This is a genomic window from Streptomyces sp. NPDC046862, from assembly GCF_040704615.1.
Taxonomy (GTDB): Bacteria; Actinomycetota; Actinomycetes; order Streptomycetales; family Streptomycetaceae; genus Streptomyces.
Genome location: NZ_JBEYXP010000009.1, coordinates 110,195 through 132,150 on the forward strand (window position 1 = coordinate 110,195; position 21,956 = coordinate 132,150).

Annotated in this window: 19 protein-coding genes and 1 pseudogene; 8 read left to right on the forward strand and 12 right to left on the reverse strand. The window is 72.0% G+C overall.

All coding sequences use genetic code 11. The features are described 5' to 3' along the window. Positions 1-29: 29 nt before the first annotated feature. Positions 30-866, forward strand: coding sequence for an enoyl-CoA hydratase-related protein (locus AB0959_RS12395; protein WP_366826316.1), 837 nt, complete (start codon positions 30-32; stop codon positions 864-866). Positions 867-998: 132 nt separating this feature from the next. Next, a complete protein-coding gene (locus tag AB0959_RS12400; protein ID WP_366826442.1) occupies positions 999-1,628 on the forward strand; it encodes a flavin reductase family protein in 630 nt (209 codons plus the stop codon). A gap of 161 nt (positions 1,629-1,789) precedes the next feature. On the opposite strand, the gene AB0959_RS12405 is transcribed toward AB0959_RS12400, so the two are convergent. Further along, positions 1,790-3,106, reverse strand: a complete 1,317-nt coding sequence (locus AB0959_RS12405; RefSeq protein WP_366826317.1) for an MFS transporter — start codon at positions 3,104-3,106, stop codon at positions 1,790-1,792. 71 nt (positions 3,107-3,177) lie between these two features. Between AB0959_RS12405 and AB0959_RS12410 the strand changes: the two genes are divergently transcribed. Continuing rightward, a complete protein-coding gene (locus AB0959_RS12410; RefSeq protein ID WP_366826318.1) occupies positions 3,178-4,239 on the forward strand; it encodes a helix-turn-helix domain-containing protein in 1,062 nt (353 codons plus the stop codon). Positions 4,240-4,266: 27 nt separating this feature from the next. Here AB0959_RS12410 and AB0959_RS12415 read toward each other — a convergent pair. The 4 genes and pseudogenes from AB0959_RS12415 to AB0959_RS12430 form a co-directional block, all read right to left on the reverse strand. After that, a pseudogene (locus tag AB0959_RS12415) lies at positions 4,267-5,412 on the reverse strand (MFS transporter); the annotation flags it as partial. A 362-nt stretch (positions 5,413-5,774) separates the two neighbouring features. Beyond that, on the reverse strand, positions 5,775-6,824 hold the full coding sequence (locus AB0959_RS12420; protein ID WP_366826319.1) for a Zn-dependent alcohol dehydrogenase: 1,050 nt from the start codon (positions 6,822-6,824) through the stop codon (positions 5,775-5,777). Between the two features lie 15 nt (positions 6,825-6,839). Beyond that, positions 6,840-7,985 carry an acyl-CoA dehydrogenase family protein gene (locus AB0959_RS12425; protein WP_366826320.1) on the reverse strand — a complete coding sequence of 382 codons (1,146 nt, stop codon included), beginning with the start codon at positions 7,983-7,985 and terminating at the stop codon, positions 6,840-6,842. Positions 7,986-8,095: 110 nt separating this feature from the next. Continuing rightward, positions 8,096-9,031, reverse strand: a complete 936-nt coding sequence (locus AB0959_RS12430) for an SDR family NAD(P)-dependent oxidoreductase (protein WP_366826321.1) — start codon at positions 9,029-9,031, stop codon at positions 8,096-8,098. Between the two features lie 126 nt (positions 9,032-9,157). On the opposite strand from AB0959_RS12430, the gene AB0959_RS12435 reads away from it, so the two are divergent. After that, the gene (locus AB0959_RS12435) at positions 9,158-10,084 is read left to right on the forward strand and encodes a cyclase family protein (protein ID WP_366826322.1); all 927 of its coding nucleotides are present in this window, start codon (positions 9,158-9,160) and stop codon (positions 10,082-10,084) included. A 521-nt stretch (positions 10,085-10,605) separates the two neighbouring features. Here AB0959_RS12435 and AB0959_RS12440 read toward each other — a convergent pair. The 3 genes from AB0959_RS12440 to AB0959_RS12450 form a co-directional block, all read right to left on the reverse strand. Continuing rightward, on the reverse strand, positions 10,606-11,076 hold the full coding sequence (locus AB0959_RS12440; RefSeq protein ID WP_366826443.1) for an ATP-binding protein: 471 nt from the start codon (positions 11,074-11,076) through the stop codon (positions 10,606-10,608). A 498-nt stretch (positions 11,077-11,574) separates the two neighbouring features. Continuing rightward, positions 11,575-12,528, reverse strand: coding sequence for an acyl-CoA dehydrogenase family protein (locus AB0959_RS12445; RefSeq protein ID WP_366826323.1), 954 nt, complete (start codon positions 12,526-12,528; stop codon positions 11,575-11,577). A 9-nt stretch (positions 12,529-12,537) separates the two neighbouring features. Then, positions 12,538-13,692, reverse strand: a complete 1,155-nt coding sequence (locus tag AB0959_RS12450) for an acyl-CoA dehydrogenase (RefSeq protein ID WP_366826324.1) — start codon at positions 13,690-13,692, stop codon at positions 12,538-12,540. Between the two features lie 162 nt (positions 13,693-13,854). On the opposite strand from AB0959_RS12450, the gene AB0959_RS12455 reads away from it, so the two are divergent. Beyond that, positions 13,855-15,396 (forward strand): AMP-binding protein, encoded by a 1,542-nt coding sequence (locus tag AB0959_RS12455; RefSeq protein WP_366826325.1) that lies wholly within the window; start codon positions 13,855-13,857, stop codon positions 15,394-15,396. On the opposite strand, the gene AB0959_RS12460 is transcribed toward AB0959_RS12455, so the two are convergent. Next, positions 15,375-15,887, reverse strand: a complete 513-nt coding sequence (locus AB0959_RS12460; RefSeq protein ID WP_366826326.1) for an EF-hand domain-containing protein — start codon at positions 15,885-15,887, stop codon at positions 15,375-15,377. The genes AB0959_RS12455 and AB0959_RS12460 overlap by 22 nt on opposite strands. Positions 15,888-16,081: 194 nt before the next feature. Then, entirely contained in the window at positions 16,082-16,525 is a 444-nt protein-coding gene (locus AB0959_RS12465) for an STAS domain-containing protein (protein ID WP_366826327.1), read from the reverse strand. Between the two features lie 390 nt (positions 16,526-16,915). Between AB0959_RS12465 and AB0959_RS12470 the strand changes: the two genes are divergently transcribed. Further along, entirely contained in the window at positions 16,916-17,497 is a 582-nt protein-coding gene (locus AB0959_RS12470) for a sigma-70 family RNA polymerase sigma factor (protein ID WP_366826328.1), read from the forward strand. Then, positions 17,494-18,843: a zf-HC2 domain-containing protein gene (locus AB0959_RS12475; RefSeq protein WP_366826329.1), complete on the forward strand. Its 1,350-nt coding sequence runs from the start codon at positions 17,494-17,496 to the stop codon at positions 18,841-18,843. Before AB0959_RS12470 ends, AB0959_RS12475 begins: the two co-directional genes overlap by 4 nt. Positions 18,844-18,964: 121 nt before the next feature. Here AB0959_RS12475 and purU read toward each other — a convergent pair whose 3' ends face one another. Together purU and AB0959_RS12485 are read right to left on the reverse strand one after the other, a co-directional pair. Beyond that, positions 18,965-19,849 (reverse strand): formyltetrahydrofolate deformylase, encoded by an 885-nt coding sequence (gene purU, locus AB0959_RS12480; protein WP_366826330.1) that lies wholly within the window; start codon positions 19,847-19,849, stop codon positions 18,965-18,967. Positions 19,850-19,943: 94 nt separating this feature from the next. After that, positions 19,944-20,444, reverse strand: a complete 501-nt coding sequence (locus AB0959_RS12485) for a hypothetical protein (protein WP_366826331.1) — start codon at positions 20,442-20,444, stop codon at positions 19,944-19,946. Positions 20,445-20,560: 116 nt separating this feature from the next. On the opposite strand from AB0959_RS12485, the gene AB0959_RS12490 reads away from it, so the two are divergent. After that, the gene (locus AB0959_RS12490; RefSeq protein ID WP_366826332.1) at positions 20,561-21,886 is read left to right on the forward strand and encodes an ABC transporter substrate-binding protein; all 1,326 of its coding nucleotides are present in this window, start codon (positions 20,561-20,563) and stop codon (positions 21,884-21,886) included. The last annotated feature ends 70 nt before the right edge of the window (positions 21,887-21,956 follow it).

The window sequence follows — 21,956 nt, forward strand, 5'->3', positions numbered from 1 at the left end:
TCACTCCCCGTACACAACGGAGCATCCACATGTCCGACTCCCCCCTCGAACCTCCCGAAAAATCCCGTGACTCATTGATACTGCACGCCACTGACAACGCCGTCTCGTGGATCACCCTCAACCGCCCCGAGGCGATGAACGCCCTCACCCCCGACCAGCGGGAACGGATCATCCGGCTGCTGGCCCAGTCGTCCGCGGACCCGGCCGTACGAGCCGTCGTCATCACCGCGACCGGCCGCGGCTTCTGCGCGGGCGCGGACCTGCGCGGCACGTCCGGCACCGGCACACCGCCGCCCGAACGCGTCCCCGGCGACGTCGCCCGCACGATCCGGCTCGGCGCCCAGCGCCTGATCGCCGCGGTGCTCGACTGCGAGAAGCCGGTGATCGCGGCGGTGAACGGCACCGCGGCCGGCATCGGCGCACACCTGGCGTTCGCCTGCGATCTGGTGCTGGCGGCCGAACCGGCGCGCTTCATCGAGGTGTTCGTACGGCGCGGCCTCGTGCCGGACGGCGGCGGCGCGTACCTCCTGCCCCGGCTGGTCGGTCCCCAGCGGGCGAAGGAGCTGATGTTCTTCGGCGACGCGCTGTCGGCGGCGGACGCGGAACGGCTCGGGCTCGTCAACCGCGTCGTCGCGCCGGAGGAGCTGGAGAAGACGGCCCGCGAGTGGGCCGAACGCCTCGCCACCGGCCCCACCCGCGCCCTCGCCCTGACCAAGCAGCTCGTGAACGCGTCCCTCGACACCGACCGCGCCACCGCCTTCGCCGCCGAGGCCGCCGCCCAGGAGATCAACATGACGACGGCCGACGCGAACGAGGGCGTGGCGAGCTTCGTGGAGCGCCGTACACCTCGGTACGAGGGGCGCTGACGCCCGGGGGGAAGGACGTACGGGCCACACGTACGGGCCAGGTACGGGCCAGGTACGGGCCACGTATGGGCCACGTATGGGCCACGTACGGGGCTTCACTTCTGACGACCCGTCAGGTTCAATGCCGGTGTGATGGGAAGCGCAGGGATGGCGGCCGCCGCCGTCCGGTACCTGAGGTCCACAGAGGCTCCCACGGCCGTGGGGCCCCTCGAAGCGTTGCCGCGCCCCCGGTTGAGGTGTGTGCGGGAGGACGAGCGGGCGCCGGCGGACCCGGCGGAGTTCCGGCGGGTGCTGGGGAGCTTCGCGACGGGGGTGACCGTGATCACCGCGCCGGCACCCCCTGGCGACGGCGCGGCCGGCCCCGCCGGGTTCGCCTGCCAGTCCTTCTCCTCCCTCTCCCTCGACCCGCCGCTGGTCGCGTTCATGGTCGGCCGTACGTCGACGACCTGGCCGCGCATCGCCCGCGCGGGCGTCTTCTGCGTGAACGTGCTGGCAGCCGATCAGGGTGGGTTGTGCCGAGGGTTCGCGGTGAGCGGAGCCGACAAGTTCGCGGGGGTGGCCTACGACGCGGCGCCCGCCACGGGTTCCCCGCGTCTCGCCGGAGCCGCCGCCTGGATCGACTGCGGGATCCACGCCGTGCACACGGGTGGGGACCACCTGATCGTGGTCGGGAGGGTGGAGACCCTCGGCACGACCGGCGAGACGGACGTTCCTCCGCTGCTGTTCCACCGCGGGCGGTTCGGCGGATTCACGGGCGGCTGACAGCGCGGTCCGGCAGGAGTTCCTCCGCCCGGCACGGCGGCGCGTCGGCCGACGGGTACGGGGTCACTGGAGGGAACGGGAGCGCCGGTGCGCGGCCACGCGTTCGCGTGGCCGCACTGGCCCAACTCCTGCGGTCGCCCGCGTAGCCACCTCGCCCCGGGTCAGACCGCCACCGCCACCCGCCCCACCGGCCGCCGCCGGATCACCAGGGACATCAGCGCCGCCACCGCGCACAGTGCGCCCGAGGCGTACCAGACGACGTCGTACGAGCCGAAGGTGTCCCGGGCCATGCCGCCGAGGAAGGCGACGAGGGCGGCGCCGACCTGGTGGGAGGCGAGGACCCAGCCGAAGACGATGGCGCTGTCGTCGCCGTAGTGCTCGCGGCACAGCGCGAGGGTCGGCGGGACCGTGGCGACCCAGTCGAGGCCATAGAAGACGATGAAGAAGATCATCGGCGGCTGGACGCTCGGGGACACCAGCAGCAACGGCAGGAAGAGCAGCGAGAGCCCGCGGAAGGCGTAGTAGATCGCGAGCAGTCGGCGCGACTCGAAGCGGTCGGTGAACCAGCCGGAGGCGATGGTGCCGAGGACGTCGAAGACGCCGATGACCGCGAGCAGCGAGGCCGCCGTCGTGATGGGCATGCCGTGGTCGTGGGCGGCGGGCACGAAGTGGGTCTGGATCAGGCCGTTGGTGGAGGCGCCGCAGATCGCGAAGGAGCCGGCCAGCAGCCAGAACGGGCCGGTGCGCATCGCCGAGACGAGGACGGTCACCGCGCGCCGGGCGGCCCCGGGCACGGGCGCGGGCTTCTCGACGAACTCCTTCGCCCCGTATGGCTTCAGGCCCACGTCGGCCGGGTGGTCCCGCAGGAGCAGCCATACGAAGGGGACGACGGCGAGCGCGGCGAGGGCGACCGTGACGGCGGCCGGGCGCCAGTCGTGCTTCTCGACGATCCAGGACAGCAGCGGCAGGAAGATCAGCTGGCCGGAGGCGGAGGCCGCGGTGAGGATGCCGGTGACCAGGCCGCGCCGCTCGGTGAACCAGCGGTTGGTGACCGTGGCGGCGAAGGCCAGCGCCATGGAGCCCGAGCCCAGGCCGACCAACAGGCCCCAGCAGAGCATGAGTTGCCAGGCCGCGGTCATCCACACGGTGACGCCCGAGCCGAGGGCGATCACGGTCAGGGCGACCGCGACCACCCGGCGGATACCGAACCGGTCCATCAGCGCCGCGGCGAACGGGGCCGTCAGCCCGTAGAGCGCAAGGTTGATCGAGACGGCCGCGCCGATCGTGCCGCGTGACCAGTCGAACTCCTGGTGCAGGGGGTCGATGAGCAGGCCGGGCAGGGAGCGGAAGGCCGCGGCACCGATGATCGTCACGAAGGTCACGGCCGCGACGAACCAGGCGCGGTGGACGCGGGTGCGCGACGGCCGGGTGGGCTGAATGTCCTCGGGGGTAGCGATGGTCTCCGTTGTCTGCGTCACGCCATAGAGCTTCCGTCCTGCGGCGACGTCCATCGAGTGGCCGGAAGGACAGCATTCGCTAGGATCGGGCCATGAGCAGCTCACGGGAGTTCCGTCCGCACCGGGTCGTCGTCCTCGCCCTCGACGGACTGCTGCCCTTCGAACTCGGCATCCCGCACCGCATCTTCGGCCGCCCCAAGGACGCCGCGGGACGGCATCTGTACGAGGTCGTGACCTGCTCGATCCGGCCGCCCGGCCCGGTGTGGACGGACGCGGACTTCGCCATCCAGGTCGAACACGGACCCGAGGCGCTGGGCACCGCCGACACGGTCGTCGTCCCGGCGTCGTACGAACTCGGGCCCGTGTTCGAGCAGGGCGTGCTGACCGACGAGCTGGCCGCCGCCCTCGCTCACATCAGGCCCGGCACCCGGCTCGCCTCCATCTGCACCGGGGTGTACGTGCTCGCCGCCGCCGGCCTCCTCGACGGCCGTCCCGCCACCACGCACTGGGCCGACGCCGAGCGCCTGCAGCGGCTGTTCCCCCGGGTCGAGGTCGACCCGGACGTGCTGTATGTCGACGACGGCGATGTGCTGACCTCCGCGGGCGTCGCGGCCGGCATCGACCTGTGCCTGCACATCGTGCGCCGCGACCACGGCGCTGCCGTCGCCAACGACGTGGCCCGGCGCACGGTCGTACCGCCGCACCGTGACGGCGGGCAGGCTCAGTACATCGAGCGCCCGGTCCCGGACCCGCAGGCGGCGACCACGACCACTGCCCGTGCCTGGGCGCTGGGCCGTCTGCACATGCCGATCCAGCTCCGGGACATGGCCGCGCAGGTGTCCATGTCAGTACGTACGTTCACCCGACGCTTCCGCGAGGAGACCGGCGTCAGCCCCGGCCAGTGGCTCGCCCAGCAGCGGGTCGAGCGCGCCCGCCATCTGCTGGAGTCCAGCGACCTGTCCATCGACCAGGTGGCCCACGACGCCGGATTCGGCACCGCCCAGTCGATGCGGCAGCATCTGCAGGCGGCGCTAGGAGTCACTCCGACCGCGTATCGGCGCACCTTCCGCGCCGGGGGCGGGCACGACCGGCCCGTCGGCAGCGAGAACTCCCGTTTCATCAGCGAGAAAGGCCGTGTCGACAGCCGGAGTTGAGCGTGTGGCGGAGGCCGTCGCCAGCCTGCGCTCCCCGAGCGCGCCGATCGCCGTGAGCGCCAGCGTGAGGCCGACGCCCGCGAGGATCGCCGTCGACGGCGCGACGAAGTTCAGCAGGGCCCCCGCGAGGGAGCCCGTCGCCGCGTAACCCGCGCCGGCGGCCGCGTACATCACCGAGTACCCGGCGGCCAGGGCGCTCGGCGGGAGCACCGCGCCCAGGGAGAGGTTGCGCGTGGTCATCGCGCCGGCCTGGAGGGCTCCGGCGAGGACGAGCGCGCCCGCCATCCACGCCGTGCCGGGTATGAGGGCGACCAGCGTCACGCACACCGAGACGCCGCACATCAGCACCACGCTCCGGGTGCGCAACTGGCCCGGCCAGGAGCGCAGGCCGTACAGGAACGCGCCCGCCGCCGCGCCCACGGACATCCCGGCGAGCAGCGGCCCCGACCAGCCGACGCCCGTGCCGCGCTGTTCCAGGAGGGCGGGCAGCATGAGTTCGGCCAGGCCGAGGACGCAGAGGGAGGCCGCGCCCGTGACGTACACCGGCCACGCCCCGGCCAGGACACGCAGCATCGACGTGCCGTCGCGGTCCGTCTCCTCCGCGTCCCAGCCCGCGGGCAGCAGCCACAGACCTCCGACGGACGCGCCCATCAGGGCGGCGGCGAGCAGCAGCGGGGCCGCGGGGGCGACGTTCAGCGCGAGACCGGTGACCGCGGCCGGGGACAGGGCCCATATGCCGGACACCAGCATCGACTCCGTGGACAGGGCCTGGGCGACGGCCCGCTTCGGGACGATGACCGTGAGCAGGGCGCGGAGGCCTCCGGTGGACGCGGCGGGGGCGGCGCCCGCGAGGAAGGCGAACGCGGCGAGTACCACCGGGTGGGCGGTCGGCAGCAGGCCGAGGCCCGCGAAGCCGGCCGCGCCCGCGGTGAGGCCCGCGGCGAGTTGGGGGCGGGCTCGCTCCGGGCGTGTGCGCATGCCCAGCAGGGGGGCGCCGATGATCTCACCTATGACGTACGCCGCCGCCAGTGCCGCGCCCAGGCTGTAGCCGCCCGGGCGTTCGCGGACCAGGAAGACCAGGGCGAGGGGGGCCATCGCGACGGGCATGCGCGCGGCGACGGACACCACTGCCCAGGTCAGGACCTGCTTTGAGGCGACGTCTCGGTAGGTCATGTCTCGACGGTAGGTGACGGGGCTGACAGTGCCCCAGGGGATTTCGGGCCTGTGGGGGCGTTGGGGGACTTGGGGGCTGCGGGTTGCGGGCTGCGGGCTGCGGGCTGCGGGCTGCGGGCTGCGGGCTGATTTTCCTCGCCCCCGCCGCCCCTACCCGTCCCATCCTCCAGGGGCTCCGCCCCTTCGACCCCGTTCCGGGGGCCAGCCCCGGGCCCCCACTCCTCAAACGCCGGAGGGGCTGGAGAGGGCGGGGCGGGGCGGCGCTGAAATCTCCCGGCCGGGGGCCGCGCTTTCAGGGGCGCGGGGAACTGCGCGACCAGCCACACTCAACCCGCAGCCAACCCACCCACCCGGGGGCACCCTCAAAACGTCAACACCGCCCGCGCCACCCTCCCCTCCCTCGCGTCCTGCGCCGCCTTCTCGAAGTCCTCCACGGGATACGTCGCCGTCACCAACTCGTCGAGCAGCAGCCGCCCTTCGCGGTACAGCTCGGCGTACAGGGCGATGTCCCGCTGGGGGCGCGAGGAGCCGTAGCGGCAGCCGAGGATGGACTTGTCCAGGTACATGGACGACACCCGGAACGACGCCTCGGCCGTCGCGGGCGGCACCCCGAGCAGCACCGCCTGACCGTGGCGGTCGAGAAGGTCGACGGCCTGGCGGATGAGTTCGACACGGCCGACGCACTCGAAGGCGTGGTCCGCACCCGTGGGAAGGATCTCCCGCACGCCCTCCGTCGACGTCAGGAAGTGGGTCGCGCCGAAACGGCGGGCCACCGCCTCCTTGTCCGGATTCGCGTCCACCGCCACGATCCGCAGCGCCCCGGCTATCCGGGCCCCCTGAAGGACGTTGAGGCCGATGCCCCCCGTCCCGATCACCACGACGCTGTCACCGCGGTCCACCCGCGCGCGGTTCAACGCCGCCCCCACGCCCGTCACCACGCCACAGCCGATCAACGCGGCCGACGTCAGCGGGATGTCGGTGGGGATCCGGACCGCCTGCACGGCCTTGACCACCGTGCGTTCCGCGAAGGCCGAGTTGCTCGCGAACTGGTACAGCGGCCCCTCGTCCCGCGTGAACGGCCGGCCCGGCCTGCCGATCGCACTCCGGCACATCGTCGGCCGGCCACGGTCGCAGTCGGCGCAGGCACCGCAGTTCGCGAGCGTGGACAGCGCCACGTGATCCCCCGGCCGGACGTGCGTGACGCCCTCGCCCACCGCTTCCACGACCCCCGCGCCCTCATGGCCGAGCACCACGGGAGTGGGGAAAGGTATGGTCCCGTCCACCACCGACAGGTCGCTGTGGCACAGGCCGGCCGCCGCGATCGCGACCCGCACCTCGCCGGGTCCCGGGTCCCGTACCTCCAAGTCGTCGACCACCCGCACCCGTTCACCGTCGAAGACCACGCCTCGCATCGCAACCAACCCCCTTCAGCCCTTCGGCTCCTTCGGCAGGCCGAGCACCCGCTCGGCGATGATCGTGCGCTGGACCTCGTCCGAACCGCCGTAGATGGTGTCGGCCCGAGAGAACAGGAACAGATGCTGGAGCGCGTCGAGTTCGTAGGGCTGCTCGGGCGACCAGTCCCGTGGGCCCACGGCCGCCCGCGCGCCCCGTACCAGCACCGCCAGTTCCCCGAGCCGCTGGTGCCAGCCGCCCCACAGCAGCTTCGCCACGCTCGGCGCACCCGTCTCGCCGCCCGAACCCCCCAGCGTCCGCAGGGAGTTCCAGCGCATGGTGCGCAGCTCGGCCCACTGGCGTACGAGACGGTCGCGTACGACGGGGTCGTCGGCGGCGCCGGTCTTCACGGCCGTGCGGATGACCTGCCCCAGCTCCTCCGCGAAACCGATCTGCTGGGCGAGCGTCGACACCCCCCGCTCGAAACCGAGCAGGCTCATGGCCACCCGCCAGCCGTTGCCCTCCCCGCCGACCACGTGCTCGGCCACGGCCCCGTCGAAGAAGACCTCGTTGAACTCGCTCGTCCCGGTCATCTGCCGGATGGGCCGCACCTCGATGCGGCCCGGCTGGTCCATCGGGACGAGGAGGAAGGACAGTCCGTGGTGGCGGCGCGAGCCGGGTTCGGTGCGGGCGAGGACGAAGCACCAGTCGGCCTCGTGGGCGAGGGAGGTCCAGATCTTCTGCCCCGTGACGCGGTAGGTCTCCGTCGTGCTGTCGCGGACCGCCGACGTGCGCAGGCCGGCCAGGTCCGAGCCGGCACCCGGTTCGCTGTAGCCCTGGCACCACAGTTCCTCACCGCGTGCGACGGGCGGCAGGAACCGCCGCTTCTGCTCCTCGGAGCCGTGCTCGATCAGCGTGGGGGCGAGCAGCTTCTCCCCGATGTGCCCGGACCGGGCGGGCGCCTTCGCGCGGACGTACTCCTCGGCCCAGACGACCTGCTGGACCAGGCTCGCGGTCCGGTTCCCGTACCCACCCTCCGGCCACCCGATCCCGATCCACCCACCCCGCCCGAGTTCCCGCTCCCACGCGCGCCGGGACCAGTCGCCAGTGAGGTGCGCCCCTAGCCAGTCCCGCACCTCACTCCGGAACGCCTCGCCCTCGACTCCGAACCCGAAGTCCATGGGGTCCTCCTCCCACCCAGCCGCGCCCCGGCTTTGCAGGGGCGCGGGGCTGTATTGAATGTGCGGCTCCGCCGCGTGGGCGCGACCAGCCACAACGAACTCGCAGCCGCCTAACGACCGTCCCCACCACCCCCTTGGGCGTTCGGCCGCGCCCCCTCCGTGGCCGCCCGAACCATCTCCTCCAAACGAGAAAGCATCGGCATCGGATCCACCCCCACACTCCCCGGCAGAACCTCCGCGATCCGCTCCGGCGTCCAGGCCCCCTCCGAGAAGGCCGAGCGCAGCTCCCTCGGCTGGGCCCACACCGCGATCTTCGGCCCGGCGACGGTGTACACCTGCCCGGTGATCCGCTCCTCGCGAGCCCGGTCGCTCAGCAGATAGACGACCAGTGCGGCGACGTCCTCGGGCTCGCCGATCTCCGTCAGCTCCATCGGCACGTTGGCGGACATCCGCGTACGGGCCACCGGAGCCACCGCGTTCGCCGTCACCCCGTACTTGTGCAGGCCGAGGGCCGCGCTGCGCACGAGGGAGATGATCCCGCCCTTGGCCGCGCTGTAGTTGGCCTGGGAGACGGAGCCCTGGTGGTTGCCGCTGGTGAAGCCGATGAGGGTGCCGGACCTCTGTTTGCGCATCAACGCCGAGGCGGCGCGGAAGACGGTGAAGGTGCCCTTCAGGTGGGTGGCGACGACCGGGTCCCACTCCTCCTCGGACATGTTGAAGAGCATCCGTTCACGCAGGATGCCCGCCACGCAGACCACGCCGTCGATCCGCCCGTACGCCTCGACGGCCGTGTCCACGACCCGCTGCCCGCCCGCCATGGTCGACACGTCGTCGGCCACCGCGACCGCCTCGCCGCCGGCCGACACGATCTCCTTGACCACGGCCTCGGCGACCGAACTCGTCGGCTCGGAGCCCTCGATGGAGACCCCGTAGTCGTTGACGACGACCCGCGCGCCCTCGGCCGCCGCCGCGAGGGCCACCGCCCGGCCGATCCCCCGCCCGGCCCCCGTCACGGCGACGACCTTGCCTGCCAAGAAGTTCCCCACGCCGGGCCCCTTCCCACGGTTTCTGACGGACCGTTAGATTTCGTCGCAGCGATTCTACGACCCGTCAGATACCTGAAGACAAGACCCCGGAGCGGATGGGGAGAACCTTCGGAGCCGGGAGGACTCATGTCGTTGCCCGAGGAGTTCCACGAGATCGCGAGGCGCGTGAACAACTGGGGCCGCTGGGGCGCCGACGACGAGATCGGGACGCTCAACCTGATCACGGACGAGGTCGTACGGGGCGCCGTCGCCTGCGTGCGGACCGGACGGCGCGTTCCACTCGGGCTGCCCCTCCGGCAGGACGGCGTCCAGACCGGCATGATCCCCGGGCGGGTCAACCCGCTGCACGTGATGGTGCAGATCAACCAGGAGATCTTCGGCCCCGGCACCGTGGCGTGCAGCGACGACGTCGTGACCATGGGCCTGCAGGCCGCCACGCACTGGGACGCCCTCACCCACGTCTCCCACTCGGGGCGGATCTACAACGGCCGGCCGGCCGGCACCATCACCCCCCACGGCGGCGCGGAGTTCAGCGGGATCGACAAGGCGCGGCACATCGTCTCGCGCGGCGTCCTGCTCGACGTCCCGCGCGCCCTGGGCCGGGAACGTCTCGCCGGCGACCACGCGGTGACACCCGAAGACCTGGAGGGGGCCGAGGAGTTGGCGGGCACCCGGGTGAGGAGCGGTGACGTCGTCCTCGTACGGACCGGGCAGGTACGGGCCTACCTCGCCGGCGACCGGCACGCGTACGCGTACCCCTCGCCCGGGCTCTCGGTCCGTACCCCCGAGTGGTTCCACGCGCGGGACGTCGCCGCCGTCGCCAACGACACCATGACCTTCGAGATCTTCCCGCCGGAGATCGAGAACCTGTGGCTGCCCGTCCACGCGCTCGACCTGGTCGAGATGGGGATGCTCCAGGGCCAGAACTGGAATCTCGAAGAGTTGTCCACAGCCTGTGGACAAGAGGGGCGCTACAGCTTCCTGCTGTCCGCGACACCCGAGCCGTTCGTGGGCGCCACGGGGACTCCGGTGGCACCCGTGGCCGTGTTCTGAAGGGGTCCTCTCCCGGCCCGCGCCGCGTTCCGTCCTCCGGCTGGCGGCGCGCCTCCCCCACCCTCTGCCGCGCTCGGGCGGGAGGGTCCCCACCTCACTCCCGAGCGCGGCATCGCGCGCCGCCATCCGGCTCCGGCTGCCAGCTCTCGCTCCTCGAACGGCTCCCGTGCGGGCGGGGCCGTCCGGCCCTGGGGAGCTGACGCCGGATCACGACCCACACTCGCCGAGGACTTTCGTCACCGAAGCCCTCGTCGTCCCCTCGCGGCGAATCGTTGAACACAAGCGTGATCAAACGGACACGGCACGTCAACACATGGTCGGCGAAATGCCCGTAAAGGCCTTTTCACGGAGGCGCGCAACGGAGCACACCCCGGCGCACCGATCCGCAGCCATCGCCGGACACCTCCGGCCCCGTGCGACCACGCGCAGGCGCGTGCGTCGCGAAAGTCCCGACGCGACCGACGAACGCCCTCAGCCAGTGGCCGTCCTGTACCCGTCGCCGCCCCGCACCGGCCGCCGCCCTACACCGCCTCGTACGCGAACCCCTCGTAGGTCGCGGGCGCCGAGGCGGGCGCGTTGGCGGCACCGGAGCGAGAGCCGGGCTCGCAGCGGTCCAGTTCGCACCAGATCCGCTTGCCGACGCCTTCGGAGCTCCAGCCCCAGCGGTCGGCGAGCCCTTCGACGAGGGCCAGGCCGCGCCCGTTGGTGTCGTCGCCCTCCGCGCACCGGGGCACGGGCGGCCGGGCACAGCTGTCGGCCACCTCCAGGCGGACGGTGCCCCCCGCGCCGTCCCGCACGCCGGACAGCAACAGCCGCAGCACGGCCGGGCATCCGGTGTGCACCACGGCGTTGGTGACCAGCTCCGAGACGAGCAGGACCAGCGTCTCGGCCAGCGACTCATCGGTCTCTATCCCGGACCCGGCGAGCCGTGAACGGGCCCATCTCCGGGCACGGCCCACCTCCGTGGGGTCGGGCCGGATCTCCAGCTGCACTTGAAGCACCTGCACCGCTCACACCATCCGAACCGGCGGACGCGTCGCCTCGCGCCTCGCCAAGGCCACGATCGTGGTCATCTTCTGCACGGCCATGGACGGCATGGCCGGGACAGGGATCACCGACTGTGATCCCGTTACGTGACAGCATGGTTGACGTACAGTCACCCCAACAAGCGCTTCGGGCATATTCCAGCGCGAAGGATTACGCGTACGGCATACTGTGCGACGCTCGCCGCGGGGAGTCGAACACTCAGGGTCGTACCCCCGCCCACCAGTGCGAGTGGAACGCATCGCCGGATCCGGGGCCGCCTCGGGGGCAACACCGGGATGGCTCGTCCTCGGAACCGTTCGCACCCCACACAAGGTACCGGAGCGGAGCTCCGACTCCGGGGCGTGACAAGTCACGCGTAGGACACAACACGGTATCAACGCTCAGTAATTCCCTTGTGCCACGATCCGCGACATCTGTCACACGAGCCCCAGCGGCCTCCCTGGTCAGACAGCCATACCCGGCGGATCGGACAACAGGTCCCCCGCGAGCGCCTCCTCACTCTCCGTCACATCGCCGCTACGGCAGGCGCGCACCCAGGCCCGCTTGAGGTGCAGGTGCACGTCGGACTCCCAGGTGAAGCCCATGCCGCCGTGCACCTGGAGGCAGTCGCGGGCGCCGCGCAGGGCCGCCTCGTCGGCGAGCAGCCGGGCGGTGGCGATGTCCAGCGGGTCGGCGGTGACGGCCGCCGCGTAGACCGCCGCCCGCGCCGTCTCCACCCGCTCCAGCATCCCGGCGCACAGATGCTTGATCGCCTGGAAGGCTCCGACGGGCTGTCCGAACTGCTCTCGGGCCCGGGCGTGTTGCACGGCCAGTTCGCAGGTACGGGAGGCCGAGCCGAGCTGCTCGGCGGCGGTCAGGAGAACGGCCGGCGGGTCCGTGCCTTCCCCGTGGGGATTCGCGCCTTCCCTGTCCGGTACGCGATGCAGCGGGGTCAGCGGGTCCACCGACCGCAGCGGTACGGCGCCGGAGGCGTCCCCCACCACGACGTCCGCCTCGTCCAGCCACTCCACCAGCCCACCCTGAACGGCCGTCACCACGGTCTCCCCGGTCGCGGCTCCCGGCACCCCCGCGCCCACAGCAGCGCCCGAGCCCGCACCCTCGCTGCCCGCGCCCGCGCCCGCGGCGAGATGCGTGGCCACCAGGGGTCCGGGCAGCAGTACCCTGCCCACCTGTTCGAAGGCCAGGACCGCTTCGGGAAGTCCGAGGCCGACCCCGCCCTCCGCCTCGGGCAGCCGCAGCGCGAAGAACCCCGCCTCGCCCAACTCGCGCCACAGGGCACGGTCGAGTCCCGGCGCGTCCAGGGCGGCCCGCAGCGCCTGGCGCCCGAACCGTCCTTCGAGCAGCTCGCGCACCCCGTCCCGCAGGGCTCGCTGGTCATCGGTGAGTTGGAAGTGCACGGGCTCGAGTCACCGCCCCTTCGGCAGGCCCAGGATGCGCTCGGCCACGATGTTGCGCTGGATCTGCGAGGTCCCGGCCGCGATCGTGTACGAAAGCGACGACAGCCGGTCGGGCACCCACGGCCGGTCGAGGTCGAGCGCGTCCACGCCGAGGACGCCGGCGGCCGTGTCGTACAGCTCCTGCCGTGCGTGCGAGTAGCGGAGCTTGAAGACGGAACCACCCACTCCCGGGACCCCGCTCGCGCTCTCGGCCTCGCTCACGTTCCACTGCGTCAGCCGCCACAGCGCGCGGAACTCGGCGTTCAGCCTGCCCAGCCGGCGCCGGAGCGCGGGGTCGTCCCAGCGGCCGTTCTTCCGTGCCTCGCGCGCCAGTTCGCCCAACACGCGGCGGCACGCGACCACTTCGCCGACGAACGCCGTGCCCCGCTCGAAGGACAGCGTCACCATGGTCACGCGCCAGCCGTCGTTCTCGGCCCCGACCCGGTGGGCGACGGGCACGCGCACCTCGTCGAGGAAGACCTCCGCGAACTCCGCCGACCCCGCGAGGGTCGTCAGGGGCCGTACGGTGATGCCGGGGGCGTCCATGGGCATCGCGAGCCAGGTGATCCCCTTGTGCTTGGGTGCCGACGGGTCCGTGCGCACCAGCAGCTCGCACCAGTCGGCGACTTCGGCGTGGGACGTCCAGAGCTTGGACCCGCTCACCACGTAGTCGTCGCCCTCCCTCCGCGCGCGTGTGCGCAGCGCCGCGAGGTCGGAGCCGGCGTCGGGCTCGCTGAAGCCCTGGCACCAGACCTCCTCGCCGCGCAGGATGGGCGGCAGCCAGCGCGCCCGCTGCTCGGCCGTGCCCTCGGCGGCGATGGTGGGTCCCGCGTGCAGCAGTCCGACGAAGCCCGCGCCGACGTAGGGGGCGCCCGCCAGCTCGGTCTCCTCCAGGAAGATCAGGTGCTGGGTGGGCGTGGCCCCCCGGCCGCCGGCGTCCACCGGCCAGTGCAGTCCCGCGTATCCGGCGTCGTACAGCATCCGCTGCCAGCCGAGGTCGTAGGCCCGGCGTGCCGGCCAGTCCTCGGGCGGCGGCTTGGGCGGCAGCGTGGGCAGCACCTTGCCCAGCCACTCCCGCAGCCGCGCCCGGAACTCCTCCTCTTCCGGCGTGTACGTGAGGTCCATGCCGAGCCCCCTCCGCCCGAGGCCTGACTTCCTGACGGCCCGTCAGGAAACGTCCACCGGAAGGCTAGCCCCGCACCTATGGACCGACAAGGCGCGGCGCCCTACGCTCTGCCCACGATCTGACTGTTCGTCAGATCGTTCGTCGGTTACGAGGGGGCCACCGTGAACGACACCGCCCACGCACTCAGTACCTCCCGCACCCTCTGGGAGTTGGTCTCCCGCCGCGCCGGCCTCACCCCCGACCGGCCGGTCCTCCTCCAGGACGACCGCGTCCTGAGCTTCGGTGCACTGCGCGGGCGCGCCGAACGGGTGGCGGCGGGGCTGTACGACATGGGGGTGCGCCCGGGCACCGTGGTCGCCTGGCAATTGCCCACCCGTATCGAGAGCACCCTGCTGTCCTTCGCGCTGGCGCGCCTGGGCGCCGTGCAGTCGCCCGTCATCCCCTTCTACCGGGACCGCGAGGTCGGCTTCGCGCTGCGGGAGTCGAAGGCGGAGTACTTCGCCGTGCCGGGCGAGTGGCGCGGCTTCGACCACACGGAGATGGCGGGGCGACTGGGCGCGAAGGGTGTCTTCGAGGCGTACGACCGTCTCCCGGAGGGCGACCCCGCCGTCCTGCCCCCGCCGCCCTCCGAGGGCACCTCGGTCCGCTGGATCTACTGGACCTCGGGCACCACCTCCGACCCCAAGGGCGTGCTCCACACGGACCGTTCACTGATCGCGGGCGGCTCCTGCCTCGCCCACGCGCTCCACCTCACGGCGTCCGACGTGGGCTCGATCGCGTTCCCGTACGCGCACATAGGCGGCCCGGACTACATGGTGATGCTGCTGCTGTACGGCTTCCCGGCGGTGATGTTCGAGCACTTCGCCCTGCCGGACGCGCTGGCGGCGTACCGCGGGCACGGGGTGACGGTGGCGGGCGGGTCCACCGCGTTCTACTCGATGTTCCTCGCCGAACAGCGCAAACAGCCCGGCACGCCGGTCGTCCCGACGCTACGGCTGCTGGCGGGCGGCGGAGCACCGAAGCCGCCCGAGCTGTACCACAGCGTCGTACGCGAGATGGGCGTCCAGCTCACCCACGGGTACGGCATGACCGAGGTGCCGATGATCACGATGGGCTCGCCGGACGAGTCCCCGGAGAACCTGGCGACGACCGAGGGGAGGTCGCCCGAGGGGATGGAGATACGGATCGTCGACCGGACGGGCGAGCCGGTGCCGTACGGCGTCGACGGGGAGGTGCGACTGCGGGGCGAGGCCGTGTGCCAGGGCTATCTGGACCCGGAGCAGACAGCACGGGCGTTCGACGCGGACGGGTTCCTCGTCACCGGCGACCTGGGGCATCTCACCGCCGACGGCCACCTGGTCCTGACGGGCCGTCTCAAGGACGTCATCATCAGGAAGGGCGAGAACATCTCGGCCAAGGAGATCGAGGACCTGCTGCACCAGCACCCGGCGGTGCGGGACGTCGCGGTCATCGGGCTGCCGGACACCGAACGCGGGGAACGGGTCTGCGCCGTGGTCGAGCGGGTGCCGGGGGACGGGGAGTTGTCCCTTCAGGACGTGACCTCGTACCTGCGCTCGGAAGGGCTGTCCGTGCACAAGCTGCCGGAGCAGTTGGAGGTGGTGGACGCCCTTCCGCGCAACGACACCCTCAGGAAGGTGCTCAAGTACAAACTGCGGGAACGCTACTCGGGCACCGTGAAGTAGCGCGCGAAGGCCGTGACGACCTCCGACTCCCCCACCTTGCCGTCGGTGTCGGCGTCGAGGGCCGAGGCCGCCGCGGCGGCGACGTGCTCGGGCACACCGAGGGCCCTGAGGACGCGGACCGTGTCCTCGACCGTGGCCGATCCGTCCCCGTCGGCGTCCGCGACGGCGAGGGCCGCGTGCAGGAAGGGGCGGGCGATCTCGGCGAACCGGTCGGGGTTGTCGCGCAGGCGCTTGACCGCGCCGTTCACGAACTCGTCCCGGGTGATGCGCTGGTCGCCGTCGCGGTCCGCTATCCCGGCCATGCCCTGCCAGAAGGCCTCGGCGCCGCCGTACAGGGCCTGGCCCTTGTCGGAGCGGGGCGTGGTGGCGAACTCGGCGAGGACCGCCTTGGCGGCCGAACTGAAGTCCGCGCGGTCGATGTAGCCGTTGCCGTCCTGGTCGAAGGTGGCGAACCGGGCTGCGATCCTGCGCTCGTACTCGGTGCTGACCATGTCTTCTCGGGCCCGCCTTACGTCGTCACATGCGGTTTCTCTGGACGGAGCGTACGACGTCGGGGGTCGGGTCTGCGCGGGAAAACGAAGCTTGTGCCAAGACCGGTGGAATTTCGCGACAACCCTGTGGCCGACCGAGGCCGACTGCGGCCATGGGCGCGGGCCGGATACCGGCGACGTCGCGTGCGTGCCGCTCACGCCGACAGTGGGCCGGCCTCCTTGTGGTCGTCCGGGACGTCGTCCACGGCCGAGGCCACGTCCGTGCGGACGTCGAACAGACGGCGGACACCCAGGGCGCCCAGAACGCGGTTGACGTGCGCGCCCTGGCCTCCTCGGCCGCCTTCCGACGGACCGGTCCGGACGGCGCCCCCGTCGGTTCCCTCGGCCGGGAGGATCAGGCGCAGTTCGCCCCGGCAGGAACGGATGAGGCGGCGGGTGGCGATGAGGACACCGACGCCGCTGGAGTCGCAGAACACGACACCGGAGAGGTCCAGGACGAGACTTCGGCGGCCGTCGGCCACCGCGTCGTGTACCCGTTGTCGCAGCACCGGGGACGTCACCAGATCCATCTCGCCCGACACACGGAGCACGGCCCACTCGCCGTGCTCGCCGTCGGTCACCTTGAGCGTCACCGCCACGCCTCTCAGTCGCCGGAAATCCCTCGAACTCCCGGAATGAGCACCGGAAACGGAAGCCGCCGTTTCGCTTCCTTCTGCGCGGCTGCCCCACCCTCGCTCCATGAAACACCGAGGTGTGGCCGAAAGCGTGGGCCAAGACTGGCCATTTCAGTCTGGAACGGTCCTGTACGATCCAATACGGTCATGCTTGATCGGTTTTGCGCGGAGCGGGGGCCGCACAACAGCGAATGTCGACCGTTCTGCGGTCCATACCACCCCTGCCCCTCCCGGGGGCGCACATTGCCGCAAAGGGGCGTGCGCCGCCGACCGTGCCGACTACATTCGAGGTGGCGCAGGACGCAGGCTGGGTTCGGAGAACAGCGCGAAGCACGAGCAGGGATGAGGGGCCACATGGCGACGAACGACGCGCCGCCCCGCTGGGACCGCAGGATGCAGCAGCGGCTGGAGCGCGGCGAAGCGGCGGCGCTCGGCGAGTTGTACGACCGGTTCGCTTCACTCGTGCACGGTCTTGCCCATCGCGTGCTCGGAGACGAACAGGCCGCCGACGCCATCACACGCGACGTCTTCACCCACGCCTGGGAGCACCCGCACGAGTACGACCCGGGACAGGGCCCGATGCGCTCCTGGGTGGCCACGCTGACCCACCGCCTCGCCGTGCAGCGCCTGCGCGCCACCGAGACCGCGGCGCTGGAGCGGGGCGGCGAGGGCACCACCGAGGACCTGGAACGCAAGGTCCACCGCGCCTCCGCCGCCGCCCGCGCCGACTACATCGTCCAGTCCATGCCCACCCCGCTCCGCGCCGCCCTCGAACGCGCCTACTTCCAGCGCCGCGACTACCGCCAGACCGCCGCCGACCTCGGCATCACCGAGGACGAGGCCCGCCGCCGCCTCCGCCTGGGCCTCCAACTGCTGTCCACGGCCCACCACACCGGGCCCTCCGGGGTGCCGCCCGAACACGGAGGTGCGGTGTGAACGGCGGCGTGGAGCGGTTCGAGGGCTTCGACAAGCACGAGGGGCAGGCGGGGCAGGAGGGGCAGGAGGCTGGTGACGGCAGTGGCGGCCGCGGCGACGGCGGTGGCCGTGGCGACGGCGGTGGCCACGACGGCGGGAAGGCCCTTCCACCGCCGCGCATACCGCTGCCGCGGGTGTCCGTCGAGGACAGCGGGCTGCCGCTGCCCGAGACGGTGAGCGCGCCCCTCGTCCTGGAGCACCGGGTACTCAAGGCGCTGCTCGGGGCGTGGGCCCTGGCGGCGTGTTCGGCCGAGGAGACGGTCGCCGTCGAGGAGCACCTGGGGGCGTGCGGCTCCTGCGCGGACGAGGCACTGCGGCTGCGCGATGCCGTGGGGCTGCTGCACGCGGAGGAGAGCCTCGACCTCGACCCGGCGCTGCGCACCCGCGTCCTGGAACGCTGCCTCACCCGCCGGGCGCCCCGGATCCCCGTACCGGACTGGACGGCTCCGTACGACGCGGAGGCGGCCCGGCTCGACGCGCTGCTGCGGGACATCGGGGACGCGGAGTGGCACGCGCCGGTGCGGCTGCGGTGGTTCGAGGGCGACGGCCCGGTGAGCCGCCGGACGACCGTCGCCGGCGTCATCGCGCACCTGCTGAGCGTCGACGGGCTCGTCGCGCAGGCCCTGGGACTCGACGACCCGCTGGACGGGACGGCGGACGCCCCGACACCGGCTGCCCGCACCGAGGCGTACTGGCGGGCGGCCCACTTCCCGCTCTCGCGCGGCGTACGCGGCCCGTGGCGCGAACAGAGCCACGACCTCGTCCGCACGGTCGCCTTCACGAAGCAGTCGGGCCTGTCCGGGAAGCTCTACGTGCCGTACGGCGACTTCGAGCTGCCGCTGCGGGACGCGATGGTGGACCGGGCCTTCGAGTGCTGGATCCACGCCGAGGACATCGCGGATGCGGTGGACTACCCGTACGAGCCGCCCGCCCCGCGCCATCTGCACCGCATGATCGACCTGGCGGCCCGCATGCTGCCGACGGTCCTGGCCGAGCGCCGCCGGGCCGGGCTCGCCGCGGCGCCGCCCCGGCAGACCCGCCACCTCGTGCCCGCCGGCTCACCCGGCCGCAGCCTGCGCCTGGAGATCGAGGGGATCGGCGGCGGCGAGTGGCTCATCCCCCTCGACTCCCCCGCCGCGGTGGGCTCCGCCGACCACGCGGTGGCCCACGTCGCCCTCGACGGCGTCGAGTTCTGCCGGCTGGCCGCGGGTCACGTATCCCCTGAGGAGGCTGCCGCCGGCCAGGACGGGGACCGGGAGGCGATCAGGGACGTGCTGTTCGCGGCGGCGAGTATGAGCCGGATGTAGGGCAGCCGTTGCGCCGGATGCGGGGGCGGGCTGCGGTTTCGCGGGCGGCTGCGGGTGTTTCGTGGTTGCTCGCGCCCACGACCACCCGCAAACCGCCGAAACGACAGAAGCCCCCGAGCTCCTAGGCGAACACCACCGTGCGGCGACCGTTCAGCAGAATCCTCCGCTCGGCATGCCACTTCACCGCCCGCGCCAGCGCCTGGCACTCCACGTCCCGCCCGATCGCCACCAGCTGGTCCGGCGTGACGTCGTGCCCCACCCGCTCGACCTCCTGCTCGATGATCGGGCCCTCGTCGAGATCCGCGGTCACGTAGTGCGCCGTCGCCCCGATGAGCTTCACACCCCGCGCATGCGCCTGGTGATACGGCTTCGCGCCCTTGAAGCTCGGCAGGAAGGAGTGGTGGATGTTGATGATCCGGCCGCTGAGCGCCTTGCACAGGTCGTCGGAGAGGACCTGCATGTAGCGCGCGAGGACGACCAGCTCGACGTCCTGCTCGCGCACGATCTCCAGGAGCCGTGCCTCGCCCTGCGACTTCGTGTCCTTCGTCACCGGAATGTGGTGGAAGGGGATGTCGTACGACCCCACGAGCTCGGCGAAGTCCGTGTGGTTGGACACCACGGCCGCGATGTCCACCGGCAGCGCGCCGATCCGGGCGCGGAACAGCAGGTCGTTCAGGCAGTGCCCGAACTTGCTGACCATGAGGACGACCCGCATCCGCTCCTCGGCCCGGTGGATCTGCCACTCCATGTGGAAGGAGTCACCGATCGCCGCGAAGCTCGCCCGCAGCTTGTCCACGGTCACCGGCGACTCGGCCGAGAAGTGCACCCGCATGAAGAACAGGCCCGTGTCGTGGTCGCCGAACTGCTGGCTGTCCTCGATGTTGCAGCCGGTCATGAAGAGGTAGCTCGACACGGCGTGCACGATTCCCTGCTTGTCCGGGCAGGAGAGGGTGAGGACGTACTGATCGGGGCGCGACGCCGCTGCTCGGGTGGACTGCTCGTTCATGCAGGACAGGGTCCCACACGCGCGAGAGCGCCTGTTAAGGGGCACAGACCGACCACAAGGAACCCCACCCGAACCCGGCACCCGAGCAGAGCGATCACGCCGACCGCGTCATAATCCGCAGAACCTCCAGCGTCTTCGGCGGCGTATCCGGTTCCTCCCCGTCCCCCACCGCGAGCCGCACGTGCGCCTCGCGGGCCGCCCGCACCGCCTCCGGCCACCCGTGGTGCTCGAGGTACGCGGAGACTGGCGCGTCCGGGCCCACCTGGTGCATGATCCGCAGCACGCGCAGCACTGCGGTGTCGACCAGGGCCGCCTCCTGCTCGTCGCGGAAGATCGTCCCCACGTACTTCTCGGCGGACCAGTTGTCCAGCCAGGTGTCCTCGACCAGCCGGTACACGGCGTCGGTGACGTCCCCGTACCCGTCGACACCCGCCAGCCAGACGTCCCGCTGGAAGACCGGATCGGAGAGCATGTGCAGCGCGGAGCGCACATTGCTGCGCCAGCGCCACCAAGGCATGTCATTCAGTGGCATGCCGCCCATGGTGGATGAGCGACGCCCGCGACGGGAAGAGTTCTCCGAGTCATGCACAGTCACTGATCGTACTTTCCCTCCGAAAACACGGTCAGCGCCCCTCGCAATTCACCTCCACGCCACCTTGCGTTGACCGGGCGGCACGCCAAGGTTGGCGATGTGGCGGAATCGTGCCCGTCATGACCGGCACGAGACGCACGCGCCTCATCCTTCCCGTCCGTAACCGGCCCGCCAGCAGCACAGTGAGAGGAATCCGCCCCCGCGCGCGGTCCCTCGCACTGTCCGCGGGCGCGCTGGCGGCATGTGCGTCCCTCGCCGTCGGCTGCGGTGTCGTCCCCGGTACCACGGGGGGTTCCGGGGACGATCCCGTCACTGTCATGACCTGGGCACCGGAGAAGACCGCGGCCACCAACGAGCCCGGCATGCCGGCCATGGCCAAGGCGTACGCCCGCTGGGTCAACTCCCAGGGCGGCATCAACGGCCGCAGGCTCGTCGTCCTCACCTGCAACGAGAAGAACGACACCGTCGCCGCCGCGAAGTGCGCCCAGCGCGCGGCCGACGAGGACGTCGTCGCGGTCGTCGGCTCCTACAGCCAGCACGGCCGGTCCTACCTCTCCCCGCTGGAGGCCGCGGGCATCCCGTACATCGGCGGCTACGGCGTCACCGACGACGAGTTCACCAGCCCCCTGTCCTTCCCCGTGAACGGCGGCCAGCCCGCGCTCCTGGCCGGCCTCGGCGAACAGCTCGCCAAACCCTGCGGCCCGGTCGTCCTCGTCCGCCCCGACTCGGTCGTCGGCGACACGATGCCGGTGCTCCTCGACGCCGGCCTGCGCACCGGACCGCACGCGACCTCCACGGACGAACTGGCCGCCGAGGACGCGACCCAGTACGAGGAGCAGACCCGGAGCGCCCTGCGGCGGGCCACCGCCGACCCCGCGCGCAAGGGCTGTGTGGTGCCCTCGCTCGGGGACCGCACCGACACCTTCATGGACTCCTTCCGGCGCGCCCGCGAGGACTACCCGGCGGTGCGCACCGCCGGGGTGCTCGGCAGCATCGACCAGTCGCTGATCGACGCGTCCGGCTCCACGTACGAGGGGACGTACGTCACCGGCTGGTACCCGGAGGAGAACGACAAGCGCTGGAACACGATGAACAAGGTGATCCGCAAGCACGCCTTCGGCGACAACCGGATCGATCCGGCGGACCCGGGCGTGCAGACCACGTGGATCGCGTACACCGTGCTGAAGGCGGTCGTCGAGAAGCTGGGCGGCGGCGAGGTGAGCGCACGCACCGTGCGCCGGGCCCTCGACCAGGGGATGAAGGTGACCACGGGCGGGCTGACGCCGCCTCTCAGCTGGCCCTTCGACGATCTCGTCGCGCCCGGCGGCTTCGCGCGCCTGACCAACGCGAACGTCACGTTCCAGGTCGTCCGGCAGGGCCGGCTCGTGGCCGCCCGGAAGGGCTTCGTGAGCGTGCTGAAGACGCTGGAGAACGCCTCGGACTGAGGCGGCCTCGGCTGAGGCGGCTTTGGCCGAGGCGCCCCAGGCCGTCACCACCCGCCGGGGTGGTCGTCAC